Genomic DNA, 24,257 nt, shown 5'->3' on the forward strand with positions numbered 1-24,257 from the left:
TGTTTTTACATCTACCGATAGAGGATTAACGCAGTTAATCGCTCGAAAGGTCATCATGTTACGCCTTGCCTTGGTATCCGAGCTAGTGACTGATAAACGCATCTTGATTGGTAACGGGTATATAAACACTTCGTTAAGATTGATGCTTTGTGGCAAGGTGTAACTTAAAAATTAATCTTTGTTTTTCCTTTTACAAGTATTACCTTGCGGCAAATTTAAGCTGTTGTTCTCTGCTTTGGCGGTGCATCCATAAAAGCCGCGAACTCATCATGATAGCGGAACTTGTTAAACCAATAATAAAACCAACCCAGTAACCATAAACGCCCATTTTATCAACAATATAATCGGTGCTTCCCAGTATAATCCCGGAAGGTAAACCAAGGATCCAATAGGCAATAAATGTACAAAGGAAAATAGCCTTCATGTCTTTATAGCCCCTTAGTGCACCACCTCCAACAACTTGAATTGAATCTGTTATTTGATAGATTGCAGCAATAAAGAGAAGTTGAATCGCAATCGCTGATACGGCGGGATCTGAAGTATATAGCGCGGTAATAGATTCTCTGAATATAATCGTAACAAGGGCGGTAAACAATGCGCATAATAGCCCTAGCATTATTGCTACTTGGCAAGTTACTTTAGCCGATTCAGTGTTTTCTTCTCCCAGTTTATGACCGACTCGAATACTGGTGGCGATACCAATACTTAATGGAAACATAAAGACCAAGGAAGAAAAGTTAATGGCAACTTGATGGGCGGCAACAACGATTGAACCAAGTGGGGCGACCAATAATGCAACCACTGCAAATAGGGTAATTTCAAAAAATAAAGCAAGCGCAATAGGTAAGCCGAGTTTGATTAATCTGACCTGTGATTGCCACTTCAGTTTGTGGTGTTGAGCAAATAGCTTTACTGGTTTTAATTTTGAAGACACCAGAATATAGATAAACATGGCAATAAACATGATCCAAAAAACAATGGCGGTTGCTACACCACATCCCACACCTCCTAATTCTGGGGCGCCTAATTTCCCATAAACAAAAATCCAATTTAATGGGATATTCGCGGCTAAACCAATAAAGCCAATGATCATTGCCGGTTTGGTCACTGACATGCCATCTGAAAATGAGCGTAATGTTTGATATAACAAAAATGCAGGGACAGACCACATAATCGCTTGCATATAACCAATGGTTTTTTCTGCCATCAGCGGGTCGATATCCATCCATTGAACAATGAGTTGGGTTTGAAATAAAACCAATAGGATGGGTAATGTGATGAGTAGTGATAACCAAAAACCTTGATATATTTGAAAAGGAATTTGGCTTTTTTTACCTGCCCCGTTTAATTGGGCAACAACGGGAACCAGTGCCATTAATAAGCCTGCACCAAACATAATAGTGGGAAACCAAATACTTGCTGCAACCGCAACCGCTGCCATATCCGTTGCACTCACGCTGCCTGCCATCACCGTATCGACAAAGCCCATACCGGTTTGGGCAATCGAGGCTAAAAGGACCGGAGTAGCTAGGCTAACGAGCTGTTTTACTTCTTTTGTATAACGATGCAAGTGCAATTCTCACTTTGAATTTATAAGAGTGTGATTTTTTGTGTTCCATAATAAAGAAATATGCAGTTAAGTGCTATCAAAATAGAGGTTATATTTTAGGATGTGAAGCGGTTATTTTTTAATGAAGAATAAAAGAAAATTTATTACTAATCCCATTGGTTTTAAAGGCAATTAGTATTTATTGTTCATAACACAAAACAAATTATTTTTTGTTTGGATTATTACAATAATCATGTGCTTTTTTCTGATACAGTAATACCTAAAAATAATATAATTTACATCTTTTATATTATCCTATTTTATCACTTTCAAATAAAGAAAACCCATGCCTAAGTTAATCCAGTTCGATGTTAAACAAACATTATTTCGTATGGCACTGCCAATGCTCGTTGGTACGATTACGATGAATGCTTATAACCTTGCAGATACCATGTATGTCGCTCAATTAGGTACCTTGCCGTTAGCTGCAATGGGTTTTACATTTCCGGTCGTTATGTTTTTTACATTAGTGGCTAGCGGTGTTGGAACGGGGATTACTGCATTATCTTCCAACGCGATGGGACGAAAAGATAATGACGCTGCGGCCAATATTGTTACCCATGGCGTGTGTTTGATTATACTTTTTTCTATTTTATTAGCCGTTTGTGGTTACTTAAGTGTGAACATTATTTTTAATATGTTGGGGGCGGATGATCAGACCTTGCCCTTTGTTAGAAATTATATGAATACTTGGTATTTTGGGGCGGTCTTTATGGCGATCCCAATGATGGGAAATGGTATTTTAATTTCACTCGGCGATTCTAAGTCTGCGAGTCGATTTATGGCATTAGGGGCAATTGTTAATATTATCCTGGATCCTATTTTTATTTTTGGATGGTTGGGCGTGCCTGCATTGGGTATTTTGGGCGCGGCATTAGCAACGGTTATTTCCCAAGCCATTTCAAGTTGTTGGCTTTTCTATTTGTTAGCCATTAAATATCCTTTAATAAAATTTCGTCAACCCAATTTTAGTGCGTTATTGCATTCATGGAAAAGGATAGCAAGCTTCGCTATTCCGGCTAGTATGACCATGATGCTGATGCCTATTTCTGGTGGGGTGATCACCGCATTAATAAGTCAGCACGGTGTCGCAGCGGTTGCCGGTGTGAGTGCCGCAAGCCGAATGGAAATGTTTGCTTTTGTTATACCGATGGCCCTAGGAATGAGTTTAACTCCCTTTGTGAGTCAAAATTATGGTGGACAAAGGATTGATCGCATCATCGAGGCGAGGAAGTATGCAACTTTATTTGCATTGGGATACGGCGTGTTTATTGCGCTTGTTTTCTTTATTGGCGCCCCTTATTTAGCACAGCTATTTACCCAAGACCCCGATGTGACTGATGTTTTTATTACCTACGTTCGTACCATTTCCTTTGGGTATGGCATGATGGAAGTTCATCGATATAGCGGTTTTTTCCTGACCGGGATGAATCGACCTGTTCATACAACACTATTAACCTTTACACGTGTGCTTGTTTTGCTATTACCGTTATCTTTTTTAGGTAGTGCTTATTGGGGCGTGTCAGGTATTTTTACTGGTCGGTTAATCACAGATCTACTGTCCGGAGCCATTGGTCTACTTTGGGTTGGGGTGTTTTTGAAGGCGAAAATACAGGCTAAATCGTAAAACTATATCTATCGGCAATCAATATACATTGATGGCGTGGATTATTTTTACAGTAGTTGTGATTCTCGCTTAATCTTTCCTCGCGATTGTATTTGGCACCGCCCATTTTAGTTACTCTGTGCTTCTCAATGGTATTGATTTCCTGTCATTAATGTATTCTTTGTGACAATGCGATGAATATCACCAGCAACAATGGCGGTGTCATTGAAGTTGTGGCAGGATAGGATAAATTTCCTATTAGTATGATTATTTAACGCTTATTTTTATATTATGCGTATAGAGTAAATAATCATTTCCCACATTAAAGAAGGTTTTAGTATGTACAAAGCAATCATTATTTTTATGCTGACTGTGATTCTATTTTTTGTTTACAAGGTGTTTACGGGTAATGAACATGCGGCTGAAAATAGACAAGCAGGTATTGCTTTCCTCGCAGAAAATGGCCAAAAAGAAGATGTAACAACAACCGCGTCAGGCCTGCAATATAAAGTGTTAACTAAGGGGGAGGGAAGTGTTCACCCCACCATAAATAGTAATGTAACGGTGAATTATCATGGCACATTAATAAATGGGACTATTTTCGATAGTTCTCTTGACCGTGGTGATCCTGTTACTTTCGATTTAAATAAAGTAATTCCAGGGTGGATTGAAGGCGTTGAGTTGATGGTAAGTGGCGACAAGTACCGTTTCTTTATTCCCAGTGATTTAGCCTATAAAGATCGTTCAATCGGTAAAATTCCAGCAGGATCTTTGCTTATTTTTGATATCGAACTGATTTCAATTAATGAATGAGTTATGTTTAATTCTAATACTTTTTGAGGTAAAACAATGCACCATTTTACAAAACTGAGTTTGGTTCTTGGAAGTGTTATTTCTTTCCAAACCTTTGCTGCAACTTTCACTGCCCCTGATTTTTTTACAATTATGTATATGGATAGGGAAGCACCTTCATTAATGAACGATGAAAATAAAATAACGCTTAGTGAAGGTAAGCATGAATTGGTTTTACGATACGATCAAACGCTTGATAAATATAAAGAAGAAGAAAGATTTAAATCTGAACCTATTATTGTTGATCTGATTGTAGAGGCTGACACTGATGTGTTACGGGTTGATTCCGTGGAACCTAAGAAATACCGCCTTGCTGAAAAGTATGAAGAAAAGCCTGAGTTTACCATTGTGAATCAACAGGGGGAGCTTGCGAATTATCAAAGTGAATTACTGCCTTTCAAATCTGGTTTTCAATTAGGGCGTGATTATCTTAAAGAAATTAAAGAATATAAATCAGCAAAAGTGGCGGAAGATAAAGTGGCCGTATTAGAGGCACAATTAGCAGACGTTAAGCAGGAAAGTCGTTTGACGCAAACTCAAACCGACAGCAGTGCATTGGAAACCTTAAAAACACTGTATAAAGTGGTTGATAGCGAGACTCAAACTGCCTTTAAAATTTGGATTATTGATCCCACTATGTCGGCAAAAGAAACAACTGAAAAACTGACTATTCTTAAGGACCATTACAATAAATTAAATGCAATGGAACAAAAAAATATGCAGGTTTGGATGATAAAATGACCATGTAATAACACCGCTTATCTTATCGATTCTCAATCTCGAATGTTATTAAGAGATTGAGATCACAATTAACTTCTTTTTATTTATTTCCCTTTCGTTTGGATGCTCACAACTCTGTTAATTCCTCAATGCACAGTTAACGTTGTCGGTTGTCTCTTATAATAAGCCCCTTAATAATAAAGTAATATAGTATTAATAAAGAATAGTTAATAAAGGTTTAAAATAATATGCGAATCACTTTAATTCAACGTATTGTCATTGGTTTTAGTATTGTTACCCTAAGTGCCATCGCACTAAGTTTATCTGCTGGTTATTCACAGCGCCAAATGGAAGCACAATTAGCGTTAAATGCTTCTACATTAACGGTTTTATTAGATCACACAAATGAACTGGGAAAAGCGTTACAAAATGCAAATAGATTGACTTTAATTCATGCCAATACCATGGATTTTCAAAAGCGAAAAGCTTTCGCAGAAGATATTAATGTTGCCATCGAACAATATAATCAAAAATATAAGCAAGTGATGACTGGGTTGGATGAAAATCTTGGTATTACCGCATTATTGCAACAAATAGATGTCGAAGCCCAACAGACCAATGAACAATTGAAACATGACATTGTTATTCATGATCAGCGTGTCGCTGCACATGAGTTGGCTTATACTGAACTTTCTACCTTTAATTCCATTTGGGTATATTTTGATACCAAGGTGTCGAATGTTATTGATGAAGCAAAAGAGGAGCGTAATTCAGCTGCTTGGGTATTAGAGTTTGTACGAAAAGAAGGTTATGCAACGGGGGAATTATTATCCAAAATAATTAGTATTACATCATTAGAACAGTTTCAAGAATCAGAAGCGAAATTAAACTCAAATTTAGAAAATATCAGAAAAAAACTCAAGACCGTATATGGTAAGTTTCCACAAGCTGAAGATACCTTGAAGGAATATATCGATGAGTTAGCGTCTCAAATTGAAAATCCCGATAAATTATTGTTGCAGCATAAGCGTTATCTTGAGCTTAATGCAGAAAGTAGTGAACTAATTCAATTGCAGGCATTACAGGTTGAAAAAATATTATCCGCATTGGATGACGTGACCATTAAAATCCGTGGTTTAGCGTCTACCTCGCTTGAAGAAGCAAATTCAGATGCGGCATTTTTCTCTTTGTTAAATAATCTATTATTGCTCTCTACGATTATTATTTCTCTTATTGTTACTTATACCGTTATCCGTGCAATTAGAACTCCGTTACACGAAATAAAATTATCCTTGTCTAAATTATCTCAGGGCGATTTAACCTACAACATTAATAATACTTTTCAATCGGAACTAGGCGATATTGCGAGTAGCATTAAAGTGTTAACAGGGCATTTGAGAGGATTAATTGCAGATATCAAATATGCAGATAATGAGGTTAATGAATTAGCAGTGACAGGGCAAAAACAAGGCGCTGATATCTTTACTGAAATTGAAAAACAACAACGCCAAACGGATTCAATGGCTGCCGCTGTGACTGAAATGGAGCAAGCTGTTGATGAGGTCGCGCGACATGCCGTTGAATCGAGTGATGCTGTCGAAAACGTGGTGAGCTTAGCTAATCGTAATATTGATGCTACTCAAGTAAATTTAAAATTTGTTGAAGAGCTGCAGTTATCCTTAAATGATGCGTCCACAGTTATCCAAGAACTTTATCGCCAATCTCAACAAATTGATGAAATATTATCTGTTATTCAATCGATCAGTGAGCAAACTAATTTATTGGCATTAAATGCAGCGATTGAAGCAGCAAGAGCGGGCGAACAGGGAAGAGGATTTGCCGTTGTTGCAGACGAAGTTCGTTCTCTTGCAACCAGAACGCAAACCTCTGCAAATGAAATTGGTAATATGATTAAAAGTTTACAGGGTAACTCTAAAAATGCGGTACAAATTGTAGAAACGAATTTGAAACAAGCAGAACAGTCTGTGGATAAAACCAATGCCAGTTATGACTCATTAGTCACTATGGTTAATCATTTGAAAGCGGTTGATGATATGAGCCGTTCTATTGCCACTGCATCAGAGCAACAAAGTGCTGTAGCTAAAGATGTCGCTGTCAGTATTGTTGAAATTTCTGATGTCGCCAAAAATATTGCTGCCAACGCGCAAAATGCGTCGGAAAATAGTGAAAATTTACTTAAAGTGTCAGAAGGGCAATCTAAATTAATCGGGCAATTTAATATTAATACCAACTCTGTTAATTAAATATTTTATCTAGGCGTAGAAAAATGGATGAAAGCAAAGCATATATTTCAGTAACTATTTGTTATAATTAAGGAATATTAATCTGTAATGGTTAATGGAAAGCGTGTCGTGCGGAGTCGCATGCAGGTGAATCGCTGGAGGTTAGAGACCCCCTGCTATCTGATTAGACCTATAACTATCCATTTATGTTTTTAAAGGCATTGGCTATAACATATTCGGGAAAATGAGGGACTTCCTTACCATCCACAATTTTTTTGCTACTAAGTGATTGTTCTTCAAAAGTAATTTTAAAACACCATCCTAATATTAATTGCTCTTGGGAAGGCTCAACTCCATTTGTTTGGCAATAACTATGAACTGAAATAAAATCATCAGATATATTAGGTTGACTTACATTTGCAATTTTTTTACTTAGATCATTTAACATGATTTCGTGTTTTTTGAATTGTTCTTTTGTTCTTCTCTCTAATGCCTCTCTTTCCTCTATTTCTAAAAGTAAAGACTGTACGATTCGCTTAACATCGGAGTTTTGTTCGACAAGCGGAGGTGGATATGTTCCATATTTACTTATTGACGGAAGTACTTCATGAAGTACCCAGCGCTGAAATTTCTTACAGGCATCACTGTCATCTCTAAGAATAATTCTAAAAAGACCTGGTTCGGAAACATAAGGTGCATCACTTATATATCTAAATTCATCTTTAGCAAGCACCTCCAATTGAGCTTTTATTAATCCCCCAAGACCATCTGGCTTCCTGCCTGTTCCTTTCGCTAATTCCACATTTTGAGAGGCTAAAGTTTTAACCACGTCAAATAACGAAAAATAAAGAGTAGAATCTTCGCTAACAGTTCTGATCTCATTCTCTGAATCAGGGTATGAAAGTAAGATTTGATTATTCGCCATAAACTTACACCTCATGAATAATTAAAAAATAACATTGAATTTGGCTTAACAGTTACATTAACTTTCAAAATGTCACTTTTCTGGTGGAAAAGTAGCATGCAGTTAATGATTTAAATATGCTATTACCATACACTTTTTTACATATTATAAATATGTTGCAAATAAAAGTTAAATTTAAATCATGTGGAAAAGCGATAAAAGACGATGAGTGCAACGGAAATATTGCAAATTATGATGCTGGTTTTGATCAAATAGACAAACCATTTCGCTTATGTAATTCCTCATCTATTTTTCTTGTAATGTAGTGCTGCTTCAGTAAATGAGATTCTGAATCAATATGATTTACTGTCATTAAGAGAGACGAGAATAAATATTAACTATTTATGAAGAAATATTTACCTGTAATAGTCAATAGGAACCGTTTTGTGCAGAATCACAGATAGGATTGTGTGGAGCAGGAGGTTACATAGCTCGTGCTACCTGATTATTCAATTTTTATTAAGGGCTAACTCTTATCTTTCATCGCTTTTTGTATTGATGGTAGACAAAAATCTTCATACCACTTACATAAAGATTCTACTTCACTTTTTATTGAAGGTGATTGGTCTGGCCCAATCTTATGCTCAATCTTTTCCAATTTCACTAATTCGGAACACAGACTCGCTACGGAAGTTATCGTTCTGGCTAACTCATCAGTATATGGTTTCGATTGCCCTAATTCATGACTTTTACAAATAGCTTTTCTAGCTAAGTTTTCAGGTGCAACCCAAGAACTTATTAAAAAGTCATGAATAGTTACATGATCATTAACAACAATAGATCTATGACTTTCATCGATACCAAGTGATTCGATTTTTTCACAGGTGTCTATTGCAGTGTTCATTAGTTTTCTAATGGATTCCCAATCGGTCAAAGAATACCTCGCAATTGTATAACAGCTATATTAACTTCTAAGATGTCACTTTTCTGATGGAAAGGTAGCATGCAGTTAATGATTTAAATATGCTATTACCATACACTTTTTTCCATATTATGAGTATGTTGTAAGTAAAAGTTAAATTCCTTGTCGGAGTATTTAATTGAAAGGAACAGTAATGCGTTTTTAGAATGGCAATGTTTTGGGAGTATTAAGGCAAGCGTGAATTAATATTCACAGTTGATGAACCCAACAGGTCGGCATGCTGGTGGTTTGCTGTCAATAATATGCATTTTATGTTGGGAAGGTAATACAGACAAATAACGGATATAAGCGAGTGCCTATATCCGTTTAGTCTGGTGGTTATTGTTTCTTACGTTGCCAAGCAATCGAAGCGATAACAATAAGTACATATATTACATGCGCAACCAGAGTTTCTGTCGTTGGGAAAAAGCCAATGACATTGATGGTCGGTAATGTACTGAGTACATTAATGCTGATATCACCTGTTAATTGCAATGCGTGAATGCTGACGCCTAGCATTTTGAACCCTAAGAAATAAATCAACCAAGTAAACACTTTAAAGAGTACATGCATGGGCAATTTAACGGAGGTTTTCAGTATGATAAAGGCAACCAAGGCCAAAATAGCTAACGCAATGGCAATGCCAAGAAAGAATTGGCTAAGTTCAATTTTAGGCAAAATACCGGCATAAAAGAGCACCGTTTCTGCGCCTTCACGAAATACCGCTAAAAAGCTTAAACTTGCCAATGAAATAAAACTACCGGCTGTCACTGCTGATGCCGTATGTTTCTTCAAGAATTGGCTCCATGCCACAGCAGAAGATTTACTGTGTAACCAAATACCGACAAAGAGCATCATGATCACTGCAATAATACCGACAATGCCTTCGAGCATTTCACGGGTATTGCCAGCCATATTTGAAGGTAAGAATTTTACCAGTCCCCATGCCATTACCAAACTTGCTGCTAAACCGAGTGCTGCACCACTAACGATCCAACGCTGCCCTGTTTTTTGCTTGGCTGCTTTCATTGCTGAGAATAATGCAATAACGATTAATAAGGCTTCTAACCCTTCACGCAATAGGATAAGGGCTGCATCCATTGCTGTATAGTTAGCCGCAGGGTTTAATGCTGACAAATCAGTGATAAGTTGTGACAGTGTTGCTTGACTCTTTTCATTGCCTTCGGCTGCAATAATTAAAGGTAATCGACTTTCCACTTGAGTGTATAGACTGGGTGCTCGGGTACTCACTTGACCTTCAAAAATTGGCCAGTTTTGAATAAATGTCAGTAGGTTTTGATTTCCAGCATCACTGTTATTTTGCTGATAATCACTGAGCGCAGTATTTAATAATGCAATACCGTCGTCGAGTCCCATATCACTATTGGTTGTTGCAATAGTTTCGCCATTATTAAAGCTATTGAGGGTAGCACCGAGGCTATCACTTTGTAATGCGATTTCATCCCACGAAATAGTGTCACGTGCTTTGGCTACATTGAGTAACGCTATCGCTGTTTCCATGCGCCCATAATGACCCAGACTGGTTTCGTGAACAACACGTTCTCGTTTGGCCCAGGCTCGATTGAATGCATTGAAGGTTGTTTGAAGTGCATCAAGATCTTGTTGGGCAACGGCTTCTGCCATTTTATGATAAGGCGGCATCACGCGCTTTATAAATTGTTTGCGCATTGATGCATAGTCAACCGGATTAACATAGTTTTCCAGTTGAATTAATACCGACGATAAAGCGGTTAAGTTGTCCACGGAAGGGGTCGTTTTAGCCGTGTCTAGCGCGTTAATTACAATCTGCTTTTTAGCGGTATCGGCAATGTTTAAGCTATCTAAATAGGCCGACATGGTGTGAAGATCTTTTTTAGCCGCTTCAGGATCATTACTTTTAGTGGCGCCGATTGCATCGGAAAGTGCAATGTAGGCGGGTGCAAATTTTACTTTTTCAGCGGCAAAGGAATGCGTGCTGAACATAATTGAAAAGCAAAGAATAAAACCACTTAATAGGCGATAAACGTTAGCTTTCGAGTAGTGCTTGTCCAAGATATTCCCCCTCTTTTACGCCACCGAAACAGGCAAATAGACCGCTTCCGACATGGGTAATATATTCATTCATTTTATCGACGTTACCAAAGGAATTTTGAATTTTGATAAATTGCTCTGGTGATTGCTGGAAAGAGATAAACAGTAGTCCTGTATCATGCTGACTAGTACGTGGATTAATACCTTCTGCGTAGGAAAAAGAGCGACGTAGCATTTGTAGACCGGTTTTATGAGCAAGATGAACGTGGGAGTTAGCAGGCATCACTGGCTCGCCTTTTTCATCTTTTAAGTTTGGATCTATAACGGTAAATTCACCTTTTTGTCCCATCGGTGCACCCGTTGCTTTATCACGGCCAAAGGTGTTTTCCTGCTCACTGTAACTGGTACGATCCCATGTTTCGATATGCATCAAAATTCGGCGAACAGCCATATAACTGCCGTCTTTCATCCAATTTTGATCGTTCACCCAGATGTGTTTGTTGGGGTCGTTTAAGGTTAATTTATTGGCTGTTCCATCTTTAAATCCAAATAGATTTCGTGGCGTTTCATTTTTATTATCTTGCGAGTTAAAACCACTTTGTGACCACACCATTGAGACCATTGATGTACGTGCATAACGCACTAATTGTCTGACTGCATGAAATGCAACTTGGGGGTCATCGGCACAAGACTGAATACAAATATCACCACCGGTATATTGTTCTTGCAGTTGATCCCGTGGAAAGTGCGGTAAAGGTTTAAAGTCTGCAGGGGCTTTATCTTGTAAGCCTAGTTTTTCTAAGAAAGAAGGGGCAACGCCAAAGGTTAGAGTTAAATTATACAGGGCGAGGTTATCGGCTTCACCAGTATCGACGGGCGGTACCATTTTATTTTTACCGTAAGGCGCGATATTTTTGCCCTGGGTTAGTAATGCCGATTGTTTGGTCCATTCTTTAAAAAGTTTGATGACAGCTTGTCTGTCAGTGCTGTCTAATTTTAGTACCATTAAGTAAATATGGCCTTGTGCTGGCGTGGTAATACCGGCTTGATATTTTCCATAAAAGGGCACTTCACTAGTTGCATAGGCATTCGCCATAACCGGTGACGATGGTTCGGTAGATTGTCCTGCGATTGCTTTCCCTATTAAAAGAGAAGAACCGCCAATGGCGGCTCCTTTAAGCAAGCGACGACGAGATAAGTTTGATGGTTCATCCATACTTTTTATTGGTCGTTTACTTTTCATCATTTACTCCAGAATAATACCCATTTGCCCTAATGGTTCACCGAGTTTATTAACGGCTTCAGCTAAACCAGCCACTTCTTTATCGGTTAATTCTGTGTAATATTTGAATTTTCCATCTACTTTCTGAGCTGCGAGTAGTTGATTTACTTCACCAAAACGCATATCAAGTGTTTTAACTAGGTCGCTATTTAATGCTGATAACTTGTCACGGAAGATAACGAAAATTTTCTCTGCTCCATCAATATTACCTTGGAAATCATAAAGATCCGTATGAGAGAATATTTCTTCTTCACCAGATATTTTGCTGGTTGATACTTCATTAAGTAGGTCTACTGCACCTAAAACCATGAGATCAGGGGTTACTTCAACGGTGGCCACTTTTGCGCGAAGTTCTTTAACATCAGACATTAATTGGGTCGTGTATTTTTCAGTCCCGTCGGTTGTGTTGTTTACCCAAAGGATTTCTTCGATAGGGTGGAAGCCTGTCCACACGTCACCTGGTTCAAGATCGGCTTTACGAGCATCAATACGTGGGTCTAAATCACCAAAACTTTCAGCAATAGGTTCCGCTGTTTCAAAGTTCATACGTACAATTGGGTACAGGGCTTTAGCTTCTTCAATTTTGCCCGCTGCTAATAAATCAACAAACTCTTGAGTCTGGGTAACAAGGCCATCGATTTTTTCGATTGCAAATTCTTTGTATTCTTGCAATTCACTATCAAGATTTTGCGCTGCCTGTGCTGTCCCTGCCATTGTTAGCGATGCTAATAGAGTTAATGCAATAGTTGTTTTTTTAAAGCTCATAGTAATCCCTTTTGTCTTAATGGTAATCATTATCGTTAGTGGTGGATTCTATCGATATATTACCTGCTGTCAATGGGGTATTTTAATTACTTGGTATTGGTAATCATTATTAATTGTATATTTTGTTATTTTAGATCAACTAGTTAAAATTTTATTCTGTTGGTTTGATTTATTAAATTAATTTTGGCTTTCTTATTGAGTACTATTTTTGATGATTAAAAGTTTGACTTACCTTTTATTTATGTGGTTTTTTTGTACAAAATGTTGACAAGTTTGCTGTAAAATGACTTAATAAACTTAAGTTTAGGGTGTAAACATTAGTTTAAGGTGGTGTGATGACTGAACGTGAACGTGAAATATTTGACTTGATTGAAGCTAACCCTATGATTTCTCAAGCAGAAATAGCTTCATTGCTGGCAATTACAAGAACCTCTGTTGCGGTTCACATTAGTAACCTAGTTAAAAAGGGTCATATTATGGGAAAAGGATATGTGATTGCGTATTCTCATCCTGTGACGGTTATTGGTGGCGCAAATGTTGATATACAGGGAAAATCGAATGAAAATCTGTTAATGGAAGATTCTAATCCCGGTGTGATTAAAGCTTCACTCGGTGGCGTGGGTCGTAATATTGCAGATAATATTTGTAAGTTTAAGTTGGATACGCGTCTTATTACAGCGGTTGGCGATGATAATGAAGGGCTAATGGTAAAGGACAATGCCAGGCTGTTAGGCATTGATATGGAGCAATCAATTACCACTGCAGAACACCGAACTTCTACCTATTTATATGTACTAGATAAACAAGGTGAGTTAGTGATTGCCGTTTCTGATATGGGAATCGTCGAGCAATTAACGCCTGCGTACTTTCAAAAACTACTGGTCAAAATAGACCATTCTCCCTTCACTGTACTCGATGCGAACTTGCCACAAGAAACCATTGAATATTTAGCGAATAATCTAGTTAAAACAAAGCTAGTACTAGATCCCGTCTCTATTACTAAAGCCGTTAAAGCAAAGGTTGTTTTAAATAAGTTCTATGCAGCAAAAGTCAATAAAACCGAGGCAGAGGCGTTGACTGGGCTTTCTTTAAATAACCAAGAAATGATTGCGGAAGCGGGACGTCAACTGGTCAATTCAGGCATACAACGTGTTTTTATTACCCTAGGCAGTGGTGGTGTTTATTATCAGGATAATCATCAGGGATTTTTCAGAAAGGCGATTAAAACAAAGGTCATTAATGCAACGGGAGCCGGTGATGCTTTTACCGCTGCAATGATTTATGGATTTTGTGAAAATTTAAATAACGAAGATCTGGTCGATTTTTGTATTGGCGCGAGTACGATTACGCTTGCTGATCAAGAAACAATCGCTTCAGATCTAACAATCGATAACGTTAATACTATTATCAATAACAACCAGTAGAGGATTATTATGTTAAATCAATATGTTGTTCTTAGTGATGAAGTCAAAAATGCTTTGACCAATAACCAACCCGTCGTTGCCCTTGAATCGACTATTATTTCCCATGGCATGCCTTATCCTCAAAATGTTGAGACGGCGCTTAATGTTGAGCAAGTTGTACGAGATAATGGTGCAGTGCCTGCGACGATTGCCATTATCGGTGGCAAATTAAAAGTCGGTTTATCACGAGAAGAAGTTGAATACCTCGGTAAAAAAGGCCTAGATGTTGTTAAATGTAGTCGTCGAGATCTGCCGATTGTTGTTGCTAAAGGTTTAGATGGTGCGACAACCGTAGCGACAACGATGATTATTGCGAATATGGCGGGCGTTAATGTATTTGCTACAGGTGGTATCGGTGGTGTGCATCGCGGTGCCAGTGAAACCTTTGATATCTCTGCTGATTTGACTGAATTGGCTCGAACAGAAGTAACGGTTGTGTGTGCGGGTATTAAGTCTATTTTGGATATTGGTTTGACCCTTGAATACTTAGAAACACAGGGCGTTACGGTACTGGGTTACGGTGCGGATAATTTACCGGCTTTTTATCTTCGCGATAGTGGTTTTGGTGTTGATGCTCGTGTTGATAGTGGTAAAGAAGTTGCTGATATGATGAAGGCAAAATGGAGTATGAATCTAAAAGGTGGCTTTGTTGTAGGTAACCCTGTTCCTATCGAGTATGAAGAAAACAAAGAGCAAATCACCAGTGCGATTGAACAAGCATTACGTGAGCTCAAAGAACAAGGCATCAAAGGCAAAGACTCGACACCTTTCCTATTAGCAAGAGTGAAAGACTTAACGGGTGGAGATAGCCTAGAGACTAATATCCAACTTGTGTATAACAATGCAAAAGTCGCTGCTGGTATTGCTGTCGAATATTGCAAATAAAAAAACGCCTAATCAAGTATGAAAGTCTCGCTTAGTTAGCGTTAGCCTTTCATACTGTTTCCCCTACATTCGAGCCTCCCCCTTAGTGACAATCTGTCTAAAAAATTAAATAGTTATCGCATCTTATTATTTCATTTTATTATTTGGTTAAATTACCATATAACCAAATAATAAAGAAAGAGATATTGAAATGCTAAATGATAAACATAAAGCACTGATCGAAGCTAAAGCGAATATTTTAAAGTCATTGGGTCATCCAACGCGCTTATGGATGGTCGAGCAATTAAGCGAAGGTGAAAAATGCGTGTGTGACCTTGCTGAATTTATTGATGCAGATTTTTCAACGATTTCCAAACATCTTTCGGTGTTAAAGCAGGCGGGAGTGGTGCTTGATGAGAAACGAGGAAAAATGGTGTATTACCGCTTAAGAGTCCCCTGTGTGATGCAGGATCTTTCCTGTGTAGAAAAAATTATCCAAGCCAAGATAGATGATCAGGTTGAGTTGCTAAAATAAACATTAGAGGTAAAAGTTGTGGATATAACATTATTAATTATCTTTGTGGTCGCCTTTGTGCTGAGTTTTATATTTGCACTTGGCGGGATTGGTTCTGCATTAGTACTTATTCCATCTCTGTCTGCGTTGGGTTTACCCTTTTCCGAGGCAAGGGCGGTCGGATTATTTTGTAATGGGATTAGTATGGTTGGCGCTACCTATTCAAATATCCGCAATAAACGATTAGATTTTCGTTTGGGTTTACCTATCATTATTTCTTCTATTCTGCTTGCACCGATTGGCGCATGGACTGGACATTTAATAGCTGCACGTAGCTTATTAATTATATTTATTTTATTCCTTACTTTTTCAGGAATAATGATGTTGTTTTTTAAAAGCTCAAAATATAAGGATCAATATCGTCAAGACCAACCTTTTATCGGTCCATTATTAACCGGTGTTGTTGCTGGTTTTCTTTCCGGTTTATTAGGTGTCGGTGGTGGTGGTGTGATTGCACCATTGATGATTATGCAGGGATTTAATCCTAAAAAAGTAGTGACGATCACCGCATTAGCCGTTCCTTTTTCTTCGTTTTCTGCATTCTTGACCTATGCATTAATGGGCTCTGTACCATGGGGAATGTTATTCGTGGTCGCTGTTGCAGCATGGGCTGGTGGCTATCTTGGTACGATTGTTATGCATAAAAAAATGCATCCTCTGGTGGTTAAAAAATTCTTAGGTGGCGTTATTTTAGTACTTGCAGTGCGATTAATGTTTACGCTTTAAGATGATATAGGTAATTAAAAAGGCCATATACTGATGATATATGGCCTCTGAAAAATATTATTTTATATAAAAACGCTATTATTTATTTTACGTAGTATTTTGATTCAATCATCTCTTTGAGTATTGCTGGATTGTTTTTGATAACAGGTAAGCTTCGAGATCTTGCTTCAATATCTGAACTATAAGCGCCGACTTCATCGCTATATTCAATATCACTTTCTTCATCCCAGTTACCATTACCATGGCAATATGTACTATCTTCCCAGGTACCGACGGTTTCAACGGTAACAGCGCCAGAGTCGTCAACGACGAAGTCAAATACCGCCCAACAGGTTGTTGCGGTTCCTTCCGGTGCTGAGAATACTTGTTTTTCATCATTATAATCTAGCTCGACACGGGCTGGTGATGCTGCGATATCACTTGAACCGTAGAAATGGTTAACCGCGTAGCTGTATCTTCCTGGGTAAGGAAATGAACTAATGGTTGTTATTTCGGGACCATAACTAGTGACGTCATCTACATCTAACCAGATACTGCTATTGTCTATCGTTACTGTTGGGTTAGAGTAGTACATTAAGAAGTTAGTGTCGCCTTCTTCTGAGTTTGGACCAAAAAACTGAGTATCTAAATCGGAAGGGTTTTCTCCCCATGTAAGTGTAACCACGGCAGCACTGGCTTCTAAGGTTATACATTCACTTTGGATCACATCTTCATCGCCAGTTGTAATAGTTGTAGTTCGACTTAAACCTCCTTGATTAGTGGCAGATAAGTAGACCGTTGAGTTAGGTTTTGCTGATACGCTGAAATTCCCTTCAGAATCGGAAGTACTCCAAGCTTGTCCTAAATAATCTACACCTTGCGTGGTTATTTCAGCTAAATAAGCTGGCGTACCATTACTATTCTCAATACAGCCGGTTATTTGGATCGATTCGTAAAGATAATCAGCATTCCAAGTCGAAAAGTGAGATACAGTTCCTTCATAATATGAATTATCGATGAGTGTTGCTGAACCCTCTTCATTCCAATAACCTGTTTCTTCATCAAAGTGATAAAGAGGAATAGTTTCCGGTGCAGAAGTCGTATCTGACGCCAATGGAATTCTAATGGTTGCTGTTTCGCCATCGGCAAGGTTATAACGGTTTCCTTCAGCATCGTCGAAGGTCACATTGATAGCACCAAAACTTTCAATTTGTTCTACTTCACCGGTTGTACTATCGATCGTTTCATAATTACCTGGCATTAAGCTTGGATCAACACCTGGATCAATGATTGTAATTTCAGCCGTTAATGTTTCTGTCGGTGTGTTACCATTTTCATCAACAAGCGCATTAGCCGGTAAACTAACTACATCTATTTCTGAAACAGTAAGTGTAGATTCTTCACTAGGCGTAAATTCAATCTCTCCATTCGCAGGCTGTAAAAACAAATCTACAACTTGATCAACCGTTGTGGTTATTTCACTGTATTCACCATATCCATCGGAATCGCCACTAATAATGATTCTTTCTGCATCATCCGCGACAGGAATTGATACTTCGCCATCAGCATCTGTTACACCTGTGCGTGTCACACTTGTTCCATCTTCAGTTGTTGATACACTGATTGAGCTGCCTTCAATCGCATCACCAGTGAAATAATCATTTGATTGAATATTTAAAATGACACTAGGTAAAACAGTGATGGTTCTTCCGATTGATGTTGAGTTACCAGACGAGTCGGAAGCGCTATATGTTAATGTGTAGGTTCCTGCCGTTGTGGTATCAATGTTGTTTTCTGTTTGAACGACGAGTGTATTATTTGAAGAGTCTACAGCGGTTGCACCCGGATCTGTGAAAGATTCTCCAGCTAATAGTTCAAGCGAAGAACTTCCCGATAGTGTGATGCTTACGGCAGTTGGATCATTGCTTGCTTCATCATCGTTACTATCAAAACATCCTGAAAGTGCAATTGAGCAAGTCATGAAAGTGGCTAGTTTTAAAGAATTGTGTTTCAACATAGAAAGTCCTTTTCTGTTAAATAGTTTAGGTTTGTTATTTTTGATGATTAATTAAATGTAATGTTATTCATTTATATTTCATTTTTATTGCTATTTTTATGCATTATTTATGCTGGATGGTGATTCTATCTTGAAATTAAATTGATTACATTTTTTTTTGATAAAAAATGGCTTTATTTGTTATTTTATCGATGATTTATCGTTATGAAGTTATGTTTTATAGAATAGGGGAAAGGACTCAATACATAGAGGTAATCGGTAAGCATTCAATAATGAATAAATTGAATGCTTACCTCAACACCAAAATAATTATTTACTTCGCATTTGAATTACGAGTAAACCAATCATAACGAAGATACCTACAAAGCCTAAATTTAATGGATTTAGCAATATTAGAGGGACAGTTAAGAAAGCTATTCCACGTTCCATTACATTCATTTTATGAATAAAGTACCCTTCAATTGAAACTGCAATGGCGACAATAACGGCTAAGGTTTGAATAATTGACAACCCTAAACTTAAAAAGCCTGTTTCTGGAGAGACTAAATGAGTATATGCCATCATAATTGGAATAATGAACAATCCACCCGCTAATTTAAAGGCTTCGACCGATGATTTCATGGGGTTAGCATTGGCCACTCCGGCACCAGCAAAAGCAGCTAATGCAATAGGAGGGGTTACATTTGAGGTTTGTGATAACCAAAATATAATTAAATGGGCGGTTAATAGCGGTAGTCCAAAATCACCTAACATGGGTACGGCCATCACGGCTAATACAATATAAGCCGCTGTGACTGGTAGTCCCATGCCAAGCACTAAAGCGACGATACAGATTAATCCTAATGCAATGAGCATATGCCCGCCGGAGAAATCCATCACAAATTGCGTAAACTGCAAACCCACACCGGTCTGGCCAACGACGCCAACTATAATGCCCGCTGCACCACAGGCTGCGGAAATGGGGAGCGCCATCAACGCACCGTTTTTCATGCCTTTTATAAAAAGTGGTAATCCGATGCGGCTGTGTTTACGTAGCGCTGCAGCGACTAAAATTGCCCCACAACCCGCAACACCAACCAATAATGGAGAATAGGCCATCATTAATAATGTGGTGATAAAGATAAGTGGAATTAAATGGTGTGCTCCGTCTTTCATTACTGTAATGACAGCTTCTGTTTTACTGACTGCTTTTAAGTTTAGTTTGCAGGCCATTAAATGGACATAAAAGAGGGTGCAGAAGAAGTATAAAATAGCAGGTGCGATGGACGCTAACATGATTTCGCTATAGGGAACGCCAGTAAATTGGGCCATTACAAATGCGCCAGCCCCCATAATCGGTGGCATAATTTGCCCACCCGTGGATGCGGCTGCTTCAATACCAGCGGCTTGTTCGGGTTTATAGCCTAGCTTTTTCATCATTGGGATGGTAATCGAACCTGTCGTAACGGTATTGGCAATTGCAGAGCCCGAGATGGAGCCTAAACCCGCAGACGCTAATACCGCTGCTTTTGCTGGTCCTCCTCGATATTTACCGGCAATCGAAAAGGCTAAATCAATAAAGAATTTACCCGCGCCCGTGACTTCTAAAAAAGCACCAAATAAAACAAAAATAAATACCGTTGTAGCCGCGATACCGAGTGCGGATCCAAAGACACCATTGGATGAGAATATTTGAAATTGAATAATTTCCTGTAATGAATAAGCTTTAATTGCTAAGTCACTGGGTAACATATCGCCAAAACCACTATAAGCTAAAAATAACATAGCGATAAATACCATCACCCATCCGACGGTGCGGCGGCAGCCTTCCATGAGTAATAATATAATTGATACTCCAGCAATAATATCGGGGAGTTGTAACCCAAATAGCATGTGATTGATATCATTATAATCAAACACAAATAGTCGATATCCGGCAAAGATAATTAATCCACAGAATGAAAGATCAATCACCTTACCAATTAAAAATAATGGATTTTTAGGATTCGATATTAATGGATGATGTAGAAATACAAGAATTAATATCCACGTTAAGTGAATCGGGCGAAAATAGGTGGCTGAAATCGTTGAGCTTATACCTTGCCAAATTTGAAATACAGATAAGCAAACAGCAATAACCAGTGTTAAATAGCCAAAGAAGGTGACCATTTTTTCGTAGACTAATTGATTTTCTGGCCCTTGTTCTTCATTAACTGCTGTATCCATATTAGCCTCCTAAATTTATATTAAAAAACAGATGGAACGAAGGGGAAATAATATTCCCCTATTTAAAATCGAGTGTCACTTGATCGAATCAAGGTATTTTTGTGCGCCAGGATGAATCGGAACACCTTGTAAACGATTTGCATTATCTGGTGTTGTCATCTCTGCCATTTTAACGACTTTGCGAACATCGCTAATATTTTCATAGGCTGCTTTAGTTAGATTGTATGCCATGTCATCACTCATTTTTTCACTGACAACTAACACGTTCCAAACACTAAGGGTTGATACTGCCCCTACATTATTATAGACGCCTGCGGGTAATTCGTAGGTGCTATAAGCAGGATATTTTTTCATAAAGGCCGCGCTGTCTTCCATTGTGATAGGAAGAATTTTAATTTTATGAGTTAATGCAATTTGTGTTACTGCTCCAACACCTTGACCACCGACAATAAAGCCTGCATCAATTTGACCATTTGCTAATGCATTGGTGGTTTCTGAATAGTTTAAGTAAACCGCATCAATATCTTTTTTCACATCAATGCCCATTGATTCCAGTAATGATGCCGAGGTCACCGCTGTACCACTTGCAGGGGCACCGAGAGAAATACGTTTACCTTTTAATTGTGATAACGAGGTAATACCTGAGTTATCGAGTGTTAATGCGTGAATTAAGTTTGGATAGAGAGCGAATAAGGTACGAACGGGCATTTTAGAAGGGAATTTTCCTTCGCCATCATAGGCATCAAGCACTACATTTCCCATTGCAATACCTGCAATCATGTCGCCTCTAACGACTTTAATGGTATTTTCGACGGAGGCTGCTGTCACTTCTGCTGTGACATTAACATCGGGGACATGTTCAGACCAAACTTTGGCTAATGCACCACCAAAGGGATAATAAATACCACTTTGTCCACCGGTACCGATGGAATAATTTGCGGCGCTTACAATGGTTGGGAATATAAAAAATAAAGCCAATATTAAAGTACGTTTAAACATAACAACTCCTTAATTTATTTAGCGTGCTTAGATTTTTATCTGTCATTCTATTGATAAAAATGAATCAACAAGTGCTCACATTACGTACAGTAAAATTAAAGTCAATTAGGAATAAGTGTAAATGTGAGCAGAATGTTAAACAAAATGTGTTTGTTAAATGAATGTGATGGAGAGGAAAAGTGATTCCCTTTTTATTGTTAGTGTATTCAACTTTATGGTTAATATCTAGTCTGTTGATGATTGCAAACGCTAGAATAGGGAGGCTGATTGAACGTTTTTCCATCTGAAATCGAGCTTAACAATATGACATTAATTATCCTATCGAAATATTAATGTCACAATAACCTTATAGAATGCGATTCTTTAAAAAATTACCCTAGGGATGAGCGATGAATAAGTATGTTGTACATAGTGTGTTATTAGCCGCAATAATATCGTTACCGACTTTTGCAATGAATAAAGTTAGTGATGAAGCGAGTTTAAGAAAAGCAATCACGGCGGCAAATTCAGATAAAAATATTAGTCAAATAACCTTTAAAAAAGAGGCAAAAATCCAGCTTACATCTCCTATTATTTATACTGGTCAGCAAGCACTATTAATCGAGGGGAATGATGCTGAAATTAATGGGGAAAAGGCGGGGAAATCAGAAAGCTTTTACGATGATGTAGAAAAAATGACAACGGTTCGCACTCAGGATGGTAGCTTAATGTTTAATACCGCTGCGAACATTAGTCTTCATAATTTATCCGTTGTAAAAAGTCATACTCGTGGCATTGTGGTGACGATTCCCGTTGAAGCAAAGGGCAATGATGCCATGCTTACTTTGAATAATGTCAGTGTATTAGACTCGCGATTATATGGCCTTCATATTGATGATAATAGCAATGAACTCGATGATGGTGACATCGGTGCTGATATTGGTGTTCACTTACAAATTAGTCATTCTAAATTTATTAATAACGGAACTGGGGCAATCGATTTTGATGGTATTCGTGTCGATGAGCGAGGTAATGGTGATATTACCGCCGATATCGTTGATACAGATATTTCACATAATGGTGGTGATGGTATTGAGCTTGATGAAGGCGGTAATGGCGGTGTTCAAGCAAATATGATTAACGTTGTACTCAACGAGAATGGTTTTTATAACGAATCTGATTTAGATGATGCTTTTGATATTGATGAAGCAGGACCTGGAGAAATCGATGTAAAATTGATTAATGTGATGCTGACTAATAATAATGATCAAGGACTTGATTTTGATGAAGAAGGCGCGGGTGATGCGAATGTTTTACTTTATAACGTTGTTGCTACTAATACCTTAAAAGAAGCGATTAAAATAGATGAAGAAGATGCAGGAAACATTAACGCCAATTTATTTAAAGTAAAGGTTACTAAGGGCGCTGATGATGGTATTCAATTAACGGAACTTGGTGCGGGCAAAATAACCGCGCTATTGAATGACGTACAAGCAACCGATAATAAAAAGTATGGAATGAATATTCAGCAATGGATGGTGGAAGATGAAAAATTACAGGTTGAATCTTTAGGCCTAGTGAAATTGCAAAATATTATGCAGAGTGGTAATAAAAAAGATGATCAAATAAAGAGCCATGCTGTTGTTTTTGAACAGTAAATTCAGTCATAAAATATCCACTCCGGAACTAGGAGTGGATAAATTGATGTTTGTATTATGATTTTCTTTGTTTCAGTATACCGAAGGTCAGTAAGGCAAAGAGAAAAAATCCGAAAGTAGCTGGCTCTGGAACGCTAACGGAGCCATTCGATGTGGTTGAGTAAGTAATATTATCGAAAGCTTGGAAATAGCTGAATTGCGTATAATTAATCGATGAAAAAGTTGTTCCATCATCCGTGGCGATACCGAAAAAGGAGCCATTTGGATTAACACCGCTATTTAAACCGTTTAGACCAACCTGTGCTGTCGAAGTATAATAGGGGTTACTATAATCTAAGCCAAAAGCAGTCACAGCGAGGTTAAGGTTAAATTCACCAGAAGAATAGGTCCAAACCCAATCGTTGCCATAGCTTACAAACGGATTGTTTACACCATACCCATTACATCCCCAACTATTAACGCAAGCATAATCAGACATTGTCCAACTATAGTCTGAATTACTTAGATCTGAATAACTATTACCATATGCAGTGTTTAAAGTATCAACCGTATAAGTATTAACATAATTTTCATAAGCCGTTCTGTCATCAAAAGTAATAATACTGGCAAAAGCGCCCATTGAAATAACAGACAATGTAAGCAGTGATAACAATTTAGATGTTATTCCCATATTTTAAAATCCTATTCATGTTAGTGGTTATTTTGACGTTTATAACCCACTTAGCAAGTTATGTTCCAATTATAAGATTAGTAGGCTCTTAGAGGAAAGCAATTGAGCTTCAACGTTAATTGGAATGGAAGGTTATATCGCGAATTAATA

General features: G+C 38.0%; 19 protein-coding genes. 9 read left to right on the top strand and 10 right to left on the bottom strand.

Annotated elements, in window-relative coordinates; translation table 11 throughout:
• Nucleotides 1-199 precede the first annotated feature (199 nt).
• On the bottom strand, nt 200-1,570 hold the full coding sequence (locus ACR30L_RS02515) for an MATE family efflux transporter (protein WP_435236473.1): 1,371 nt from the start codon (nt 1,568-1,570) through the stop codon (nt 200-202).
• Between the two features lie 325 nt (nt 1,571-1,895).
• Here ACR30L_RS02515 and ACR30L_RS02520 point away from each other — a divergent pair, with 325 nt between their 5' ends.
• From ACR30L_RS02520 to ACR30L_RS02535, 4 genes are all read left to right on the top strand, one after another.
• Complete coding sequence (locus ACR30L_RS02520) at nt 1,896-3,236, top strand: MATE family efflux transporter (protein ID WP_435236474.1); 1,341 nt, start codon at nt 1,896-1,898, stop codon at nt 3,234-3,236.
• A gap of 318 nt (nt 3,237-3,554) precedes the next feature.
• On the top strand, nt 3,555-4,028 hold the full coding sequence (locus ACR30L_RS02525; protein ID WP_435236475.1) for an FKBP-type peptidyl-prolyl cis-trans isomerase: 474 nt from the start codon (nt 3,555-3,557) through the stop codon (nt 4,026-4,028).
• 36 nt (nt 4,029-4,064) lie between these two features.
• Nucleotides 4,065-4,808: a YccT family protein gene (locus tag ACR30L_RS02530; protein WP_435236476.1), complete on the top strand. Its 744-nt coding sequence runs from the start codon at nt 4,065-4,067 to the stop codon at nt 4,806-4,808.
• A 227-nt stretch (nt 4,809-5,035) separates the two neighbouring features.
• Nucleotides 5,036-7,051, top strand: a complete 2,016-nt coding sequence (locus tag ACR30L_RS02535) for a methyl-accepting chemotaxis protein (RefSeq protein WP_435236477.1) — start codon at nt 5,036-5,038, stop codon at nt 7,049-7,051.
• A 175-nt stretch (nt 7,052-7,226) separates the two neighbouring features.
• Here the strand turns inward: ACR30L_RS02535 and ACR30L_RS02540 are convergent, their stop codons facing one another.
• From ACR30L_RS02540 to efeO, 5 genes are all read right to left on the bottom strand, one after another.
• A complete protein-coding gene (locus tag ACR30L_RS02540) occupies nt 7,227-7,955 on the bottom strand; it encodes a BRO-N domain-containing protein (RefSeq protein ID WP_435236478.1) in 729 nt (242 codons plus the stop codon).
• Nucleotides 7,956-8,460: 505 nt separating this feature from the next.
• Nucleotides 8,461-8,838: a hypothetical protein gene (locus ACR30L_RS02545; protein WP_435236479.1), complete on the bottom strand. Its 378-nt coding sequence runs from the start codon at nt 8,836-8,838 to the stop codon at nt 8,461-8,463.
• A 396-nt stretch (nt 8,839-9,234) separates the two neighbouring features.
• A complete protein-coding gene (locus ACR30L_RS02550; RefSeq protein ID WP_435236480.1) occupies nt 9,235-10,947 on the bottom strand; it encodes an FTR1 family iron permease in 1,713 nt (570 codons plus the stop codon).
• Nucleotides 10,922-12,172 carry an iron uptake transporter deferrochelatase/peroxidase subunit gene (gene efeB / locus ACR30L_RS02555; protein ID WP_435236481.1) on the bottom strand — a complete coding sequence of 417 codons (1,251 nt, stop codon included), beginning with the start codon at nt 12,170-12,172 and terminating at the stop codon, nt 10,922-10,924. The genes ACR30L_RS02550 and efeB overlap by 26 nt, the downstream gene beginning before the upstream one ends.
• Nucleotides 12,173-12,973 carry an iron uptake system protein EfeO gene (gene efeO / locus ACR30L_RS02560; RefSeq protein ID WP_435236482.1) on the bottom strand — a complete coding sequence of 267 codons (801 nt, stop codon included), beginning with the start codon at nt 12,971-12,973 and terminating at the stop codon, nt 12,173-12,175.
• 335 nt (nt 12,974-13,308) lie between these two features.
• On the opposite strand from efeO, the gene ACR30L_RS02565 reads away from it, so the two are divergent.
• The 4 genes from ACR30L_RS02565 to ACR30L_RS02580 all read left to right on the top strand — a co-directional run bounded on the left by ACR30L_RS02565 (nt 13,309) and on the right by ACR30L_RS02580 (nt 16,600).
• Nucleotides 13,309-14,397: a PfkB family carbohydrate kinase gene (locus ACR30L_RS02565; protein WP_435236483.1), complete on the top strand. Its 1,089-nt coding sequence runs from the start codon at nt 13,309-13,311 to the stop codon at nt 14,395-14,397.
• 9 nt (nt 14,398-14,406) lie between these two features.
• Nucleotides 14,407-15,321, top strand: coding sequence for a pseudouridine-5'-phosphate glycosidase (locus ACR30L_RS02570; protein ID WP_435236484.1), 915 nt, complete (start codon nt 14,407-14,409; stop codon nt 15,319-15,321).
• A gap of 190 nt (nt 15,322-15,511) precedes the next feature.
• Nucleotides 15,512-15,835, top strand: a complete 324-nt coding sequence (locus ACR30L_RS02575) for an ArsR/SmtB family transcription factor (RefSeq protein WP_435236485.1) — start codon at nt 15,512-15,514, stop codon at nt 15,833-15,835.
• Nucleotides 15,836-15,853: 18 nt separating this feature from the next.
• Complete coding sequence (locus tag ACR30L_RS02580) at nt 15,854-16,600, top strand: sulfite exporter TauE/SafE family protein (protein WP_435236486.1); 747 nt, start codon at nt 15,854-15,856, stop codon at nt 16,598-16,600.
• A gap of 82 nt (nt 16,601-16,682) precedes the next feature.
• Here the strand turns inward: ACR30L_RS02580 and ACR30L_RS02585 are convergent, their stop codons facing one another.
• From ACR30L_RS02585 to ACR30L_RS02595, 3 genes are all read right to left on the bottom strand, one after another.
• Nucleotides 16,683-18,596, bottom strand: a complete 1,914-nt coding sequence (locus ACR30L_RS02585; RefSeq protein WP_435236487.1) for an immunoglobulin-like domain-containing protein — start codon at nt 18,594-18,596, stop codon at nt 16,683-16,685.
• 309 nt (nt 18,597-18,905) lie between these two features.
• Nucleotides 18,906-20,801 carry a TRAP transporter permease gene (locus ACR30L_RS02590; RefSeq protein ID WP_435236488.1) on the bottom strand — a complete coding sequence of 632 codons (1,896 nt, stop codon included), beginning with the start codon at nt 20,799-20,801 and terminating at the stop codon, nt 18,906-18,908.
• 75 nt (nt 20,802-20,876) lie between these two features.
• Complete coding sequence (locus tag ACR30L_RS02595; RefSeq protein ID WP_435236489.1) at nt 20,877-21,800, bottom strand: TAXI family TRAP transporter solute-binding subunit; 924 nt, start codon at nt 21,798-21,800, stop codon at nt 20,877-20,879.
• 389 nt (nt 21,801-22,189) lie between these two features.
• Here ACR30L_RS02595 and ACR30L_RS02600 point away from each other — a divergent pair, with 389 nt between their 5' ends.
• A complete protein-coding gene (locus ACR30L_RS02600) occupies nt 22,190-23,437 on the top strand; it encodes a hypothetical protein (RefSeq protein WP_435236490.1) in 1,248 nt (415 codons plus the stop codon).
• A gap of 55 nt (nt 23,438-23,492) precedes the next feature.
• Here ACR30L_RS02600 and ACR30L_RS02605 read toward each other — a convergent pair whose 3' ends face one another.
• Complete coding sequence (locus ACR30L_RS02605; protein ID WP_435236491.1) at nt 23,493-24,107, bottom strand: hypothetical protein; 615 nt, start codon at nt 24,105-24,107, stop codon at nt 23,493-23,495.
• Nucleotides 24,108-24,257: the final 150 nt, after the last annotated feature.

Source organism: Psychromonas saccharinae, assembly GCF_051201515.1.
Lineage (GTDB): Bacteria > Pseudomonadota > Gammaproteobacteria > Enterobacterales > Psychromonadaceae > Psychromonas.

What these genes read in the sequence shown, in the direction of transcription:
- ACR30L_RS02590 (WP_435236488.1), bottom strand. Translation starts at nt 20,801, where the DNA reads ATGGATACAGCAGTTAATGAAGAACAAGGGCCAGAAAATCAATTAGTC.
- ACR30L_RS02595 (WP_435236489.1), bottom strand. Translation starts at nt 21,800, where the DNA reads ATGTTTAAACGTACTTTAATATTGGCTTTATTTTTTATATTCCCAACC.
- ACR30L_RS02600 (WP_435236490.1), top strand. Translation starts at nt 22,190, where the DNA reads ATGAATAAGTATGTTGTACATAGTGTGTTATTAGCCGCAATAATATCG.
- ACR30L_RS02530 (WP_435236476.1), top strand. Translation starts at nt 4,065, where the DNA reads ATGCACCATTTTACAAAACTGAGTTTGGTTCTTGGAAGTGTTATTTCT.
- ACR30L_RS02565 (WP_435236483.1), top strand. Translation starts at nt 13,309, where the DNA reads ATGACTGAACGTGAACGTGAAATATTTGACTTGATTGAAGCTAACCCT.
- ACR30L_RS02535 (WP_435236477.1), top strand. Translation starts at nt 5,036, where the DNA reads ATGCGAATCACTTTAATTCAACGTATTGTCATTGGTTTTAGTATTGTT.
- efeO (WP_435236482.1), bottom strand. Translation starts at nt 12,973, where the DNA reads ATGAGCTTTAAAAAAACAACTATTGCATTAACTCTATTAGCATCGCTA.
- ACR30L_RS02575 (WP_435236485.1), top strand. Translation starts at nt 15,512, where the DNA reads ATGCTAAATGATAAACATAAAGCACTGATCGAAGCTAAAGCGAATATT.
- ACR30L_RS02585 (WP_435236487.1), bottom strand. Translation starts at nt 18,596, where the DNA reads ATGTTGAAACACAATTCTTTAAAACTAGCCACTTTCATGACTTGCTCA.
- ACR30L_RS02605 (WP_435236491.1), bottom strand. Translation starts at nt 24,107, where the DNA reads ATGGGAATAACATCTAAATTGTTATCACTGCTTACATTGTCTGTTATT.
- ACR30L_RS02545 (WP_435236479.1), bottom strand. Translation starts at nt 8,838, where the DNA reads ATGAACACTGCAATAGACACCTGTGAAAAAATCGAATCACTTGGTATC.
- efeB (WP_435236481.1), bottom strand. Translation starts at nt 12,172, where the DNA reads ATGATGAAAAGTAAACGACCAATAAAAAGTATGGATGAACCATCAAAC.
- ACR30L_RS02570 (WP_435236484.1), top strand. Translation starts at nt 14,407, where the DNA reads ATGTTAAATCAATATGTTGTTCTTAGTGATGAAGTCAAAAATGCTTTG.
- ACR30L_RS02520 (WP_435236474.1), top strand. Translation starts at nt 1,896, where the DNA reads ATGCCTAAGTTAATCCAGTTCGATGTTAAACAAACATTATTTCGTATG.
- ACR30L_RS02525 (WP_435236475.1), top strand. Translation starts at nt 3,555, where the DNA reads ATGTACAAAGCAATCATTATTTTTATGCTGACTGTGATTCTATTTTTT.
- ACR30L_RS02540 (WP_435236478.1), bottom strand. Translation starts at nt 7,955, where the DNA reads ATGGCGAATAATCAAATCTTACTTTCATACCCTGATTCAGAGAATGAG.